The sequence below is a fragment of the Spirillospora sp. CA-294931 genome, assembly GCF_050946795.1.
Lineage (GTDB): Bacteria > Actinomycetota > Actinomycetes > Streptosporangiales > Streptosporangiaceae > Spirillospora.
The window spans coordinates 852,221-864,376 of record NZ_CP192006.1 but is presented as its reverse complement, the minus strand read 5'-3'; the positions used below and the strand labels follow the sequence as shown (position 1 = coordinate 864,376).

17 protein-coding genes and 1 pseudogene are annotated in these 12,156 nt (G+C 61.7%); all 18 read right to left on the bottom strand.

Features of this window, described 5'->3' with window-relative positions:
* Positions 1-24: 24 nt before the first annotated feature.
* On the bottom strand, positions 25-183 hold the full coding sequence (locus tag ACQPY4_RS04200; protein ID WP_433338794.1) for a helix-turn-helix domain-containing protein: 159 nt from the start codon (positions 181-183) through the stop codon (positions 25-27).
* A gap of 114 nt (positions 184-297) precedes the next feature.
* Positions 298-483 carry a hypothetical protein gene (locus ACQPY4_RS04195; RefSeq protein WP_433332584.1) on the bottom strand — a complete coding sequence of 62 codons (186 nt, stop codon included), beginning with the start codon at positions 481-483 and terminating at the stop codon, positions 298-300.
* 172 nt (positions 484-655) lie between these two features.
* On the bottom strand, positions 656-1,300 hold the full coding sequence (locus ACQPY4_RS04190) for an RNA ligase family protein (RefSeq protein WP_433332582.1): 645 nt from the start codon (positions 1,298-1,300) through the stop codon (positions 656-658).
* Between the two features lie 81 nt (positions 1,301-1,381).
* Complete coding sequence (locus tag ACQPY4_RS04185; protein ID WP_433332580.1) at positions 1,382-3,217, bottom strand: DNA polymerase; 1,836 nt, start codon at positions 3,215-3,217, stop codon at positions 1,382-1,384.
* A 74-nt stretch (positions 3,218-3,291) separates the two neighbouring features.
* The gene (locus ACQPY4_RS04180; protein WP_433332578.1) at positions 3,292-3,858 is read right to left on the bottom strand and encodes a hypothetical protein; all 567 of its coding nucleotides are present in this window, start codon (positions 3,856-3,858) and stop codon (positions 3,292-3,294) included.
* An 8-nt stretch (positions 3,859-3,866) separates the two neighbouring features.
* Positions 3,867-5,933, bottom strand: a complete 2,067-nt coding sequence (gene nrdJ, locus ACQPY4_RS04175; RefSeq protein WP_433332576.1) for a ribonucleoside-triphosphate reductase, adenosylcobalamin-dependent — start codon at positions 5,931-5,933, stop codon at positions 3,867-3,869.
* Between the two features lie 12 nt (positions 5,934-5,945).
* Positions 5,946-6,674, bottom strand: a complete 729-nt coding sequence (locus ACQPY4_RS04170; RefSeq protein WP_433332574.1) for a hypothetical protein — start codon at positions 6,672-6,674, stop codon at positions 5,946-5,948.
* Positions 6,675-6,701: 27 nt separating this feature from the next.
* Entirely contained in the window at positions 6,702-7,502 is an 801-nt protein-coding gene (locus ACQPY4_RS04165; RefSeq protein ID WP_433338792.1) for a metallophosphoesterase, read from the bottom strand.
* Positions 7,486-7,908: a DUF3310 domain-containing protein gene (locus ACQPY4_RS04160; RefSeq protein ID WP_433332572.1), complete on the bottom strand. Its 423-nt coding sequence runs from the start codon at positions 7,906-7,908 to the stop codon at positions 7,486-7,488. The genes ACQPY4_RS04165 and ACQPY4_RS04160 overlap by 17 nt, the downstream gene beginning before the upstream one ends.
* Entirely contained in the window at positions 7,905-8,192 is a 288-nt protein-coding gene (locus tag ACQPY4_RS04155) for a hypothetical protein (protein WP_433332570.1), read from the bottom strand. The genes ACQPY4_RS04160 and ACQPY4_RS04155 overlap by 4 nt, the downstream gene beginning before the upstream one ends.
* Positions 8,189-8,779 carry a toprim domain-containing protein gene (locus ACQPY4_RS04150; RefSeq protein WP_433332568.1) on the bottom strand — a complete coding sequence of 197 codons (591 nt, stop codon included), beginning with the start codon at positions 8,777-8,779 and terminating at the stop codon, positions 8,189-8,191. The genes ACQPY4_RS04155 and ACQPY4_RS04150 overlap by 4 nt, the downstream gene beginning before the upstream one ends.
* A gap of 76 nt (positions 8,780-8,855) precedes the next feature.
* Positions 8,856-9,020, bottom strand: a pseudogene (locus ACQPY4_RS04145) (CHC2 zinc finger domain-containing protein); the annotation flags it as partial.
* Positions 9,021-9,096: 76 nt separating this feature from the next.
* The gene (locus ACQPY4_RS04140) at positions 9,097-9,324 is read right to left on the bottom strand and encodes a hypothetical protein (RefSeq protein WP_433332566.1); all 228 of its coding nucleotides are present in this window, start codon (positions 9,322-9,324) and stop codon (positions 9,097-9,099) included.
* Positions 9,321-9,644 carry an endonuclease VII domain-containing protein gene (locus ACQPY4_RS04135; RefSeq protein WP_433332564.1) on the bottom strand — a complete coding sequence of 108 codons (324 nt, stop codon included), beginning with the start codon at positions 9,642-9,644 and terminating at the stop codon, positions 9,321-9,323. The genes ACQPY4_RS04140 and ACQPY4_RS04135 overlap by 4 nt, the downstream gene beginning before the upstream one ends.
* Positions 9,645-9,781: 137 nt before the next feature.
* Positions 9,782-10,597, bottom strand: coding sequence for a DnaB-like helicase C-terminal domain-containing protein (locus tag ACQPY4_RS04130; protein ID WP_433332562.1), 816 nt, complete (start codon positions 10,595-10,597; stop codon positions 9,782-9,784).
* A gap of 170 nt (positions 10,598-10,767) precedes the next feature.
* Positions 10,768-10,992, bottom strand: coding sequence for a hypothetical protein (locus ACQPY4_RS04125; protein ID WP_433332560.1), 225 nt, complete (start codon positions 10,990-10,992; stop codon positions 10,768-10,770).
* Between the two features lie 48 nt (positions 10,993-11,040).
* The gene (locus ACQPY4_RS04120) at positions 11,041-11,826 is read right to left on the bottom strand and encodes a RecB family exonuclease (protein WP_433332558.1); all 786 of its coding nucleotides are present in this window, start codon (positions 11,824-11,826) and stop codon (positions 11,041-11,043) included.
* A complete protein-coding gene (locus ACQPY4_RS04115; protein ID WP_433332556.1) occupies positions 11,823-12,134 on the bottom strand; it encodes a hypothetical protein in 312 nt (103 codons plus the stop codon). The genes ACQPY4_RS04120 and ACQPY4_RS04115 overlap by 4 nt, the downstream gene beginning before the upstream one ends.
* Between the last annotated feature and the right edge of the window lie 22 nt (positions 12,135-12,156).

Here is a 12,156-nt window from a genome sequence, read left to right as displayed (position 1 = left end):
GGTGGGGGCCCGTCACCAGCAACGCTAGGCAGCTCGCCGCGAAGCGAGCCAGTCGTCCAAGTCGACCCGACTCGCGCGAAGCTGATTACCAATGCGGAAGAACGGGATACCTTCTGCACGCCAATTGTCGTAGACCCATGACTCTCGGACACTCAGGTACTCGGCAACTTCGGAAACTGACATCAGGCTTTCAATCAACAGAATTCTCCTCACACTCCCCACAGACGTAGACCTCGTGGTCCTCATCCCAGGTGAGTTCTTCAGTCTCCATGCAGCAGGCTTGGCAGATGTCGTCCATTAGGCCAGCCCACCGACGTTGTTGCACCCGAATGCGGCTACGCACTCCAGCCGGTCTCCGTAGGCCCAACCCGTCGTGGTCGCTGGGGCCTCATAGCCGGAACCGCCGTAGTTGATGGGGGCGCGGTAGTTGTCCCGCTCTCCTCCATACGGAGTGCCGTAGGGGTCAAGGATGGTCCAGTTCATTTTGGTCTCCGGGCATACAAAAGGCCCCAGACCGGGAGCGAATGCAGTTTGCAAACCATGCATGATCGTTGATGGTTGCGAACTCTCCCGGCCTGAGGCCGTGTGGTCATGTTATGTGGTGGCTAGCTGTCCAGGCCCTCGGTCGACACGTTGAGGTCGAAGAAACGGGCCATTAGGCCACCGCCTTGAGTTGCCATTTGTGGAGATCGTCGGCACCCAGGTACTTGTAGACCTGCTTGCTGGCCGTGTGGTAGACGATCACGCCCTCGGGGTTCATGTAGCCCGGCACGGCCCACGAGCCCGTGGCCATCAGCTCGTCGTAGACCTCAACAGCCTTGGCCGTGTCGAACGGGCCTTGGTAGAGCTGCGGGACAGCTTCCAGGCCAGGCACGACACTGGGGTTCTCATTGAGGTGGCCCCAGCGGGAGACGTTGAAGAGGGCGAAGCGTCGCTCTGACAACGCGTACTTGCGGGCGATCTTGGCTCCGTACCACTCGCCGTAGTGGTGCCCCTCCCCGAGGGTCTCTACCAGGCCCGCCGCGTTCGCCTTGACCCACTGGGCGAAGCCCTGATTGTCGCGGCGACGCCACTCCAGGTCGTCCATGCCTTGGGGGCCCACGGGGAGCATCCGGTTTCGGGACTGCGCTCCGACCTGGAAGAGTCCGCCAGCCGTGCCAACGACCAGCCCGCCGGAGAAGGGCTTCCCGGCGATGTTCTTGATCACCACGCACCCGTTGGTGCCGTCGATCTTCTCGGTGATGATCATGTCTTTCACGAGTCGTGGAGTCTTACCCCACGGCCGGAACTCAAGCGCCATCGGTCTCTCCTCAGTTGCAGGATTCAGATGGGATGCCGGTGACGGTTTGAACAGCCCGAGTGGCGTTCAATGCCTCTCCCGTTAGTGTTTCGTGTCACCTTCGTAAATCGACCCCCAGGACCGTCCAGCCACTTCCGGATCGGTTGGGACTTCAAGCCCCTTGATGGTGTGGGTCATAATCCGGGCAGCTTCAGCGGCCATCTTTTCCGACTGATCCTCCGGGAATGAAAAAAGAACCTCATCGTGAATCGGCAGGCGCATGTAGGGCGTGAACCCTGCCTGGTCGAGTCGCGTCAGTGCCGCTCCAGTGATGTCGCGGGAACTGGACTGGACGACGTAGTTCAGTGCCGAGTAGGGGCGCTGCTTATCCACGTACAACCGGCGACCGGTGGCCGTTTCGATGTAGCCGAATCGGCGGGCCTGTTTCTGGAGTTTCAGTGAGTAGGTGGTAACGCCCTTGTAGGTGGTGTCGAAGGCGTCGGAGATCCTCTGTCCGATCTCAAGCGGAACGCCGGCACCATCCGCGATGGCTTGGGCTCCTCCGCCAAACGCCTTGCTGAAGTTGCCAGTCTTGCCCCCGGAGCGAGACACGCCAGCGGCATCCGCGGTGATCTGGTGAAGGTCTTTGCCCTCAATGAATGCCCGTGTCATGACCGGGTCGCCCGAAAGGGCGGCCATCACCCGAAGTTCCATGTTCGAGTAGTCGATGGAAGCGATCCGGTGCCCCTCTTCAGCGAGGAAGCAGTTCCGGACGTACGGGTCTCCCGAGGGGAGCGTCTGGGCTGGAATGCCTGTGATGCTCATGCGAGCGGTGCGGGCCTGCATCGTGTTGATAGAGGCGTGGCAGCGCCCGTCCGCATCCACGTTCTCAATGAACGACTCGAACCAGGTCTTACGCCATTTCCCTGCCTTCTTGCCTTCTCTGATGGCCTCTGCGAGCTGGTCGCCCTCGTCGGCCCACTTGTTCAAGAAGGCTTCATCGACCTGGAGTTGACCCTTGTCGGTGAAGGTGAACTCGTAGATTCCCCGGTCCATGAAGGCCAGGGCCATCTGCTGAGTACTGCCCCAGTTGGTCTCGTCCAGGTCGTAGAAGTTCTCGCCCTCGTAGACCGTGTTCTGGAGCAGCTCGGCTTCGGCCTGCATCCCCCAGAAGGTTTCGATCTCCAGAAGCTTCTGGGCCTCGACCCGCGTGTAGTCGCGATCGAGGAGGAAACCGTTCCTTTGGATCTCGGCGCAGATCCGAGCAAGGGTGTGCTCGTAGGTGATGAGCTTCCTAGCGGAAGCCGGCACCTTCGGAGTAAGGACGTTCACCAGCATGAACGTCGCGACGACGTCGGCTCCGGCGTAGAGGTTGTAGCCCTCGTTATCGAGCGGCGCCAGTCGGTAGAACGCTTCCTTGGAGACCCCCATCTCCTTGGCCATCGCCGTGATGGAGCCCTTGATCTCCTTGGCAACCCTGGCGTCCAGGAAGGCCGCGATCAGCTCTTCGAGCTTGTGGCCCGGCCCGTCTTCCTTGAAGGCCCTGGAGTCCACCAGGCGGGAAATGATGCCCGTGTCGATGGCCTTGGGGTACAGCTCCTCAACCGGGATGCCCACCTCCTTGTCCACGACCAGGAGGTCATATGTCGCGTTGTGGATGTAGATCCGTTTCAGGTAGCGGAGCGCCCTGCCGACGAGGTCCCGGAGATATGGGCTGTTCTCGACCGGAAGCACGTACGCCTCTTCGGCGTTGCCGAACTGGGCCAATCGCCACTTCCAACCCGGCTTGTAGATGTTCGTGCCGGTGGTCTCAGTGTCGAATGCCAGGCCGTTCTGGTTCCGTCGAACGAAGTCCTGGAAAGAATGAACGTCCTCGGCTGTCTCAAGAATGTTTACACGCGCCGCCCTGCCGACGACGTTGAACGTCAGCGTCTTCAAATGCCCTCCTTTCCAGGAAGCAGATGGGCCGCCCCGAAGGGCGGCCCATCTGCGTTACCGCTGTCTTACCGCTGTTAGTTGTCCAAGAAAATCGGCTTGCACTTGTCGAGGTCGTTCTGCTCGGTCGGGCAGAAGAACGCCTGGTAGGGCTTGTTCCACTTGTTGGTGCCCGAGCGGAAGACCATGCCGCCGTGCTTGCAGGACTTGGACTCGACACCCGGCGGCAGGGAGTTCCCGCCATCACCACCGTTGCCACGACGCCGGTAGGTGCCACCACCCCCGCTGCTGCTGTTGTCGCCGTTGCGCTGGTCACCGCCGGACGTCCCGGCCTGACCCTTGTACTGGGTTCGGGTGAACTCGGCGGCGCTGCTCACCATCTCGATCACCCTGTGCTGCGCCAGGGCCTTCAGCATGGCGACGGTGTTGGACGCCGCCTCGTCAGCGGTCCGGCCTGAGACCCACGGGTTGATCCACTCCGCGTCGTAGGCACCGTTGGCCTTCAGCGTGAGCTTGATCGAGAACTTGTCGCGGGTGTCGTTCACAGATGCCTCCGGAACGTGAGTGGGCGTGGAAGGCGCGGACTCGACCCAAGGGTCGCTCGGCGCGTCGTTGTTGGACGGGGCGAACGGATCGTCGGACATTGGTCTCCTTAACGAACAGGGCACGCGCCAGTGGCGCATTCCTCATCGACGCCTTCGCCGATCTGCGTCATCTGGTAGAGGTTGAAGTCGGCCTCGGAAATGCGCTCGTAGGGCGACTGGGGACGGGACTGATCGGGGAAGATTGTGCTGCCCTTCAGCGTCCCGGCGAAGAACTTCAGGACCTCCATCAGCTCCTCGACCGTGTACTTGGTCGGGTCGATGTTGGCCGTGAAGGAAACGGCGTTGTCCGCATACCAGGACTGGACGGTGTCCTGAACCGCGAGCATCTCCATCAGGGTCAACTCGTCCGCGGACTGAACGATCGACGGGTCGTGGCCCAGGGCTTCGACGTCATCGACCAGCTGATCCTTGGTCGGGATCTCCACCACCATCGTGTTCGCGGCGTACTGGCAGGGCTCGACCACGAAACCCTGGGCCTTGAACTCCTTCAGGCGCTTCACCTGGTCCTCGTCCAGGGTCGAGAACCGAATCCGGCGGATGAAGTAGCGGCTGAAGATCGGATGGATGCCCTCGGTCGTGCCAGGCAACATGGCGATAGTGCCCGTGGGTGCCACCGCAGTGACCTTGATTGGTTCCGGGATGCGGAGTTCGAAGGCGTACGTCCTCGCCTCGTCCCGGACGGCTGACTTCAGCGCCCACAGGATGCGCTTGACCTGCCAGTCGTCGGCGATCTCGGCGTACGAGATTCCCATCCGGGCCATGGCCGCCTGGAAGCCGAACAGCCCCACGCCGATCCTGCGGTCCCGGTCCATGACGTGTTGGCTGTTGTCGTCCAGGATGTCGCCGAAGGTGGCCCGAATCAGGAAGCGAGTCATCAGCCGGGCGGCCTTGACCGCGCCGTCCAGGTCGAAATCCTCCCCTGGTGCCTTGGGGGCGAACGCGGCCAGGTTCACGTGCCCGAGGACACATGCGCCCCATTCAGGAAGCGGAATCTCGCCGCAGGGGTTGGTGGAAGAAACTTCGTGGACCTCGCCCATGTTGGAGAGCGACTTGTTCCAGATCCCCGGTTCGCCGTCTCTAAGCATCCCCTCGGAGATGGACTGGAGGACCGACAGGGCAGTGGGGTCGTTGCTCTCCAGCGCTGCGTTGAACTCGTCATCGATCTGAACCGAGATGTTCGTGGTCCAGTGGGAACCGGTGTCCTCCTTCAGGTGAATGAACTCGTCAATCTGCGGGTCGTTCCACGGCATGATCGACATGCGCGCCGAACGGCGGTTACCCCCCGCCACCACGCACTGGGCAACGGCGTGGTCGATCTCCATGGCAGAGATCGGGTCTAGGGGTACGCCGAACCTGCCGTCAAGGTCGGTCGTCACCGCCAGGTCGCCGAGGACCTCTTCGATCTCCTTGAGCATCTTGGCTAGGGGCGCGGGGCCCGAGGCGAAGCCACCGAACGTCTTGAGCCGAGCGCCCGAGGCGCGGACTCGGGAGACGTCGTAAACCCTGACCGGATGAGCGGCCGGGTCCCACGCGGACTCCAGAAGGTCGGTCAGAGCCGCGGCCCATCCCTCCCGGCTGTCTTCGACCTCGAAGAAGGATCCCTGATAGGCCGGGTCGAAGTAGTCAGACAGCAGCCCCGCCACCTGCATGGCATTGTGGTCCGGGTGGGTCTCATCGCAGACGAGGTGGACCTCGATCGGGCGCTGGATCGGCCCGTACTTGGAGGTGTTCTCGGTGCTGTAGGTGGCCCCGACACCCCCGCCTTCCATGAGACGCATGAACGAGAAGCGGAAGTGTGAGGAGACGGTTTCCCCCCACCCGGAGTGCCAGCAGTTGAAGAGGAACTGGCGGCCTTTCACGCCACTAGCCCATAGGTGCCGGCCCGCCGGGAGGACGGCGAAGTCCTCCATGAGGTAGCCGAGGTCGGCCGCCTCGCCCTCGTTCACCTGGTCTTCCGCGGCCAAGCCTAGGTTGCCCTTGACGACCCGACGCACGGTCTCGGGCCATACCTCCTTCGTGCCGTTGGGCTTGGTGCGCGAGTAGGTGCGGTCGTACACGTCCTTGCCGGAGGGACCCCAGGCGATGACGGGGCCGAAGTCTCCAGAGGTGCTCATGTTCTCCTTCGGTCAGCGGTTGTACGTGGCCCAGTTGAAGTGCGTGCCTGGAGGGTCGGTTCGGGCCTGCCTGCGGACCTTTTGAAGCTGGTGAACTGCGTCCTGTTCGCGGACGTTCGTCTCGTGACCTCCTTCGGCGGCGGTCACCCACAACGCCTTGCTGTTGGACATGGCGTCGCGCGATCCGGGGCCGTCCTGGGCCTTTCCGGTCTTGGCGGCGATGCGGTTCACGACACGAGTGAGGGCATCGACAGCCCGAGTGACGTCCTTGCGGTGCATGGAGTCGTCCTCATGGAAGAACCGGCGCTCCAAGATCGAGCGGTGCTCGGGCTTGATGCGGTCCATGCCGACCTTGAGATCCATCAGGCTGATACCGATAGACCGGCCCTGGATCTCGGCAGAGAGCCAGTCGTCCTTGCCGGTGGGAACGTCCCATGCGGTCGGGTCGAAGTAGATCTCCTTGAGGAGAGCCCTGACCTCGCGGGGCGTGTAAACGTACTGGCTGGTCGAGATCACGTAGTCGTAGCGGACCTTCGCCGCGTAGCTGGCTGCGTCCCGCTCCAAGACCCGGTAGACGTACCGGACTTCCACGTCGTCCGCCATCCGGGGCAGCTTCTCGTAGAAGCGGGTCAATGCCTCCGAGGTGATGTCCTCGGCCTCTATGCCGGGGTACTGGCGAGCCACGTCGCGGCCCGCGCGGTTCGCCATCTCGATGAGTTTCTCGTCGCTGACGTTGATCAATTAGTCTCCTACCACTGTCTTTCCGCTCTAAGCGGCCTTTGAAAAACGGCCGGCTGCACCGCGCTTGAGAGCGCCGTAGCGGGTGGCCTCAACGACGAACGATCCGTCTCGGCGGATGTCCACGGCGACCGGGGAGACGTCGTGGTCTCCGACGTACAAGATCCCGAAGCCGGACTGCCAGTTGGCCACTCCCCCGACACCGAGGTAGCCCGCCTTGGAGGCGTCCATGATGTTCCCAACCTCGAACCCCCATCGGACGATCGGCCTGCCACCGACGTAGCCGGAGGTGTGACGGCGGACGCCCAACCGATGTGTGTGGCCCATGACCAGGTTTGTGCCGGCCTTGGACGCGTGGTTGTAGGCGCTGGTCCCGGCGATCTGGGACATGCCCTTGATCTCGTGCCCGTGGACCAGGACCGTGTCCGGTCCCACCTTGTGGAACGCGGGAGTCTTGGTCACCCCGAAGCCGTCGAAGTCGAGCAGTTCGGAGAAGTGGAACGCCGAGGAGAACTCGGCGAGCGCTGGGGCCTCCTTCGCCAGGTACTCCCTCGGCCTCAGGTCGTGGTTTCCTTCGAGGATGCCGACCGGGCCGCCATAGACCGCGCGGAGTGGCTCCAGGAAGTTCCTCTTCCCGTATTCGCTGTGCTCCCTGACGAGTTGGGCGTACTCCTCACGAGTGCCCTTGGACCACCGACTCGGGGTTGGGTAGTCCATGAGGTCCCCGATCTGGTAGACCTCGTCCGGCTGGTAGATGCCGACGAAGTTGATGACGTTCTTGAGCGCCCTACGGTCCTCGTAGGGGGCTTGAATGTCAGAGATTACGACCACTCGCTTCAAGCCGCTCCACCTCCCTTGTGATGTAAAAGACCGCCTTCCTGAGGTCCTCGACCGGGTCTCCGGACTTCAGCCCGGCCCGCCAGATGTACTTGACGGCGTTACCGAGGCAGAACGTCATCCATTCGGTGATCTGGATGGCCTCGACGCCGCTCGGGTGGCTGGTGTAGTGGCTCGGGTGGTTGACCGGGTCGCCCTGCTGGAGGAGTCCCTTCTCCCAGTCGGCAAGAGACTCCTCCACGTCCTGCACCAGGACCATCGGCCCGACCTCGTCGTGGACCTTGAGGAAGTCCATTCCGACGTCAAGCGCTCCGTCTTTCAGGCGGAGCTTGTAGTCCCTTCCGACGATCCAGCGGTCTCCGTCGTCGTCCGCCCAGATCTGCCCGATTGCAGTCCTCACCAGTCCTCCTCTTCCGGTCCGCCGTTGATGTAGAGGTAGCCCACGGTCAGAAGCACCTGGAAGGTGCCGTCCACCTCGGGATCACGTACCAGTGCGATGCGTCCGCTGTGGAGGTAGTCCAGATCCCTGTTCTCCATCTCGGCCGCGAGTCGGCCGATCTGCGTGGCCAGGTCGTCATTGGTCGGGATCCCGTAGCGGTCGGGGCCGCCGTACTCCCAGTCCTGGTCCTCGAAGATCTGGGCCACGTCTTTGAGTGGCATGTCCGCGTCGAGCATGATCCTCATGCCGCGATGACCTTTCCTCGTAGAGCCTCTCTCCCGTTCTCCTGGAAGAAGGAATTCACGTCCCCGCCGTTCATGACCACGGGACGCAAATTGCTTCGAAGCGGCTTGCCGAGGGCAGTTGCCATCTTCTCCCCGGCTTCGTCGTCGTCTTGGAGAAGCATCACCTGGTCGTACTGCTCCAGGAGGTAAGCCCATACGGGTTGCCACGAAGTCGCACCCGGCAGCCCAATGCAGGGCAGATCGCACGTCTCGGCGATGATGCAGTCCAACTCACCTTCGGTGACGCAGATCCCGCGAGTCCCTCGCTCCAACGCTTGGGAATTGAAGATCCTGGGAATGTCGCCCGGCATCGTCAGATACTTCTCCCCTGATTCGCCTAGCCTGCGGAACCGTAGGGTGACCGCCCCATACTTGGTCAGGTACGGAATGCAGAGCATTCCCTGATACTTCTCATGACCCGGCAATGGGTCGCAAACGACCCCCAGCCTGAACCGCTCGATCATCTCGGGACTGATCCCGCGCCCCGTCAGATACTCGACGCCTTCCGGTGTGATGCCTTCGTGGTACCTTCTCGACGCCTTCTCCAAGAAGTCTCTCCGCGAATCCGATGGCACCAGCAAAGTCCAAATCCTCCTCTCGCATAATCAAGGCGAGGGCATCGCCTTTCACCCCGCAACCAAAACAGTTGAAGGCGTATTCGTTATAGCTTGCCGAAGGGCGGTTGTCCGAGTGGAACGGACAGACGACCCTCGTCCAGAACTCCCCAGGATCATCATCCGGGAGATCAGCTCCGTAGTGCTCCAGGATCGGGACGATGTCGATGTCCATCCTCAATCGCCACCCAGGAAGAAGAGGAGGGCGACGCCCCCAGGCCACAACAGAAGAAAGAACCAGAGCCAGCCCGTCACCGGCGGCCCTCCCAGGTCTCGTGCCCCTCCTCAAACTCAATGATCTCGCCGAGTACCCGGTGGAGTTCCTTGGTGAAGTCCAGGTCGCCCAGGCAGCTGTCGATGTTGACGACGAACTCGATCACGTCGACCTGTGAGGGCCCCAGGATCCTGCTCATGTTGTGTCCGAGCTGCTCGGCGAGATCATTGAGTTCGACTTCGGTGGAAACGTTGATCACGCTCATGTTTTCCTCCGTCTCGGCTTCTTGCGAGGCTGGGGTTGCTTGGTGAGGTCGCCCTTGTAGTGGCGCTCGCCGAGGACCTCCAAGGCTGGCGGGTTCTCCAGGTACTCGGCGGCGGCCCGGAGGATCTCCGGACGGTCCCGAGCTGCCGTCAGCAATCTGCCATTGCACAGGCGACATAGAAGACCCCTGACGTGACCTCGCTTGTGGCAGTGGTCCACCGACAGGCGCTGCTTGCGGGCCTGCCCGCAGATGGCGCACACGCTGGCCTGGGCCGCAAAGAGCTTGTCGTACTCGCCTCGCTGAAGGCCGTAGGTCGCCACGACCCTGTTCTCGTGTGCTGTCTTACGGCGCCCCTTCTTTCGACAAGTTGCACAAATCCGTCCCCGGCCGGAGGTATAGAACCGTTCAGCTCTGTTACTTCCACACTTTCGACACTCGCGAAATCCAGCACGGCTCATTACGCCGCCCGCAAGGTTGGAATTTTGGGGTAGTCCTCGATGGCCATGCGATTCAAGTCCATCTTCAGGCTGACCGTGTAGTTCGCGGCGGCGTTGGCGATACCGTCGCGATTTTTAACGATCGCGATCCCCATATCTTCACCGAAGGCCGACTCCTCTCGGTACGCAGTGAGGACCATTTCGGGAATCTTGCCAACCTTGTTCATCAGGCCCGACAAAGGAGGTGGTGTCGTTCCGTCCTCGTACTCGCCAACCAGGTGCGCGAGGACGACGACACACATGCTCCGTTTGCGCGCCAGTTCCAGCGCGAACAGAAGTGTGTCCTTCGATGCCTTATGCTCGTTACTCTCTTCGCCCGGATCGACATTCATAAGGTTGTCGATAATGCACATATCCGGGTAAGCTCCGAGGTAGCCGTGGGCCGTTACCGACTTCTCGATCAATTCCAGACTCGGCCCGGCGTCGAACTCCCACCAGATCCGGCTGACCGGCTCTAGTTCGGTGTCGAAGGTGTAGCCGCGTTCCATGGCCCTCTGGACCTCGCCGGTCTCCCGTCCGGTGAGGATGGAGACGGTCCGAACGAGCTGCGTACCCGGACCGGAGTCGGCGGAGAAGTAGATGCAGCTTGCTCCCGACTTGATCGCAAGGTTGAGCGCCAGGGCGGACTTTCCGACTCCAGGTGCCGAGGCGATCAATACGAGTTGGGGTCGGCGGAATATCGCTGTGGCCTGGTCCAGGGTTTTCCAGACGCTCTTGAGGGGTTTGCCGGACGAGCGGTTGCTCCGCAGGGCGGAGCCGAGGTGATACAACCCCACTCAGTAGTCCCCTCGCTCCAGGTTCCGCTGGAACGCTTTGATCTGACGCCCGCGGATCAGCTGCTGGTTGTAGCTCCACATGTTGAGAGCAGTGGATTCCAAGAGGAACTCGTAGCGAGCGTGCTTTCGCCAGGACTCTCGGACTTGGTCGCTCGGGCTGCTGGACCGGGTCACGCCGCCACCGCCAGGTGGTCGTAGACCGTGGTGACGGTCTGGCGCATCTGCTCGATGATGCCCAGCAGGACCGTAGGGTCGTCGGGGGCGGTCAGGATAGCCAGCAGGGTCATGCCCAGGAAGGCGTCGGCCACGTCCTGGTTCTCGGCCGGCACAGAGTCGATCAGTTCGCGGAGACGCTGGCCCTCGACCTGGAGAAGCTCATCAATGAGGAGGTCCATGGAAGAAAGATCCCTTCACAAAGTTGTCCAACCACTGTCTTACCGCTATTAGGCGGCAAAAATACAAGACGGCTTCACGGTGCAGGTGAAGCAGCCTCCGGGGTTTGGCAGGAATGATCCGGATTGGATGCCGTTGTGCATCTGGCCATACCAGCCGCCGACCAATTCCTTAGGGTAGGACTTCAGATCCTTACGTATCAGCTTGTTATTGAGGCAGTCCCAGTAGGCAGCCCATTCGACGGCCTCGCCGGTCAGTTCCGCGATGGCCATGCCATACGTCGCTAGCTGGTAGGGATCGACCGGCATCTTTGAGCCGGTCTTCCAGTCCAGCGGCATCAGTGCGCCCGTGGACCTACTCTCCAAGATGCAGTCGATGTAGCCGAGCACGACAAAGTCACCGAAGTTCAGCTCGAACCCAACCTCGACTGCGGGCTCCCCAGGTACCAGCTCAGCAGGCTGTAGATCGTCCTCTGGCGTGTGACGCTCGATATAGTCGAGTACCTGTTGAGTGCCGACCTCGTAGCGATTCTGGATGTCCGTGGCGACCTTCTTACGGCCGCCCACCATCCACATCTCTTCGTCCGGCTGCTTGTCTTGCGCTGCCGCCAGCTCGCGGTCCCATGCGGTGACGAATACTTCCTTGGCCTTGCTGATGTCCAGGGTTCGGAACGAGCGTTCGTAAACCTCGATGGCCTCGTGTACCGACGTGCCTTGTATGAACCACACAGCTTGCCGTTGAGGTGCCCTCCGAACCTTCTCCAGGTAATAAGCGTAGGAACACGCGGAGTAGGTCTGAAGGCGTGAAGGCGAGTATCGCCTTCGGCCATCTGTCATGAAACCCCTTCCTTGCCGACCCACACCGTGATGTGCAGATTGCGGCTCATCATGTTCCCGAGGTCAGCCGGGTTCATGACCTCGGACCAAACTGCGGTCTTCGGGATCACACTCATAACGGCGAACATGGCGGTGAACATCAGTCCTCTCCGCGCGATGACCTCGTAGATCCAGCCGTCCTCGTACTCTCGCCGTTGGACTGCGAGGCCCTCATGCTGGACGAGAACAGTCTCAACTGGCCCCAGAGGGGAAAGCGGGTCGAACGGTCCAAAATAGTCGGCGGGCGGAGCAACACACTCGATGGACATGACAGGCTGTTCTCCAAATCTA

Excerpts from the sequence above, each read along its gene's own strand:
- ACQPY4_RS04200 (WP_433338794.1), bottom strand. The coding sequence starts at position 183 with ATGTCAGTTTCCGAAGTTGCCGAGTACCTGAGTGTCCGAGAGTCATGG.
- ACQPY4_RS04195 (WP_433332584.1), bottom strand. The coding sequence starts at position 483 with ATGAACTGGACCATCCTTGACCCCTACGGCACTCCGTATGGAGGAGAG.
- ACQPY4_RS04190 (WP_433332582.1), bottom strand. The coding sequence starts at position 1,300 with ATGGCGCTTGAGTTCCGGCCGTGGGGTAAGACTCCACGACTCGTGAAA.
- ACQPY4_RS04180 (WP_433332578.1), bottom strand. The coding sequence starts at position 3,858 with ATGTCCGACGATCCGTTCGCCCCGTCCAACAACGACGCGCCGAGCGAC.
- nrdJ (WP_433332576.1), bottom strand. The coding sequence starts at position 5,933 with ATGAGCACCTCTGGAGACTTCGGCCCCGTCATCGCCTGGGGTCCCTCC.
- ACQPY4_RS04155 (WP_433332570.1), bottom strand. The coding sequence starts at position 8,192 with ATGAGGATCATGCTCGACGCGGACATGCCACTCAAAGACGTGGCCCAG.
- ACQPY4_RS04140 (WP_433332566.1), bottom strand. The coding sequence starts at position 9,324 with ATGAGCGTGATCAACGTTTCCACCGAAGTCGAACTCAATGATCTCGCC.
- ACQPY4_RS04125 (WP_433332560.1), bottom strand. The coding sequence starts at position 10,992 with ATGGACCTCCTCATTGATGAGCTTCTCCAGGTCGAGGGCCAGCGTCTC.
- ACQPY4_RS04120 (WP_433332558.1), bottom strand. The coding sequence starts at position 11,826 with ATGACAGATGGCCGAAGGCGATACTCGCCTTCACGCCTTCAGACCTAC.
- ACQPY4_RS04115 (WP_433332556.1), bottom strand. The coding sequence starts at position 12,134 with ATGTCCATCGAGTGTGTTGCTCCGCCCGCCGACTATTTTGGACCGTTC.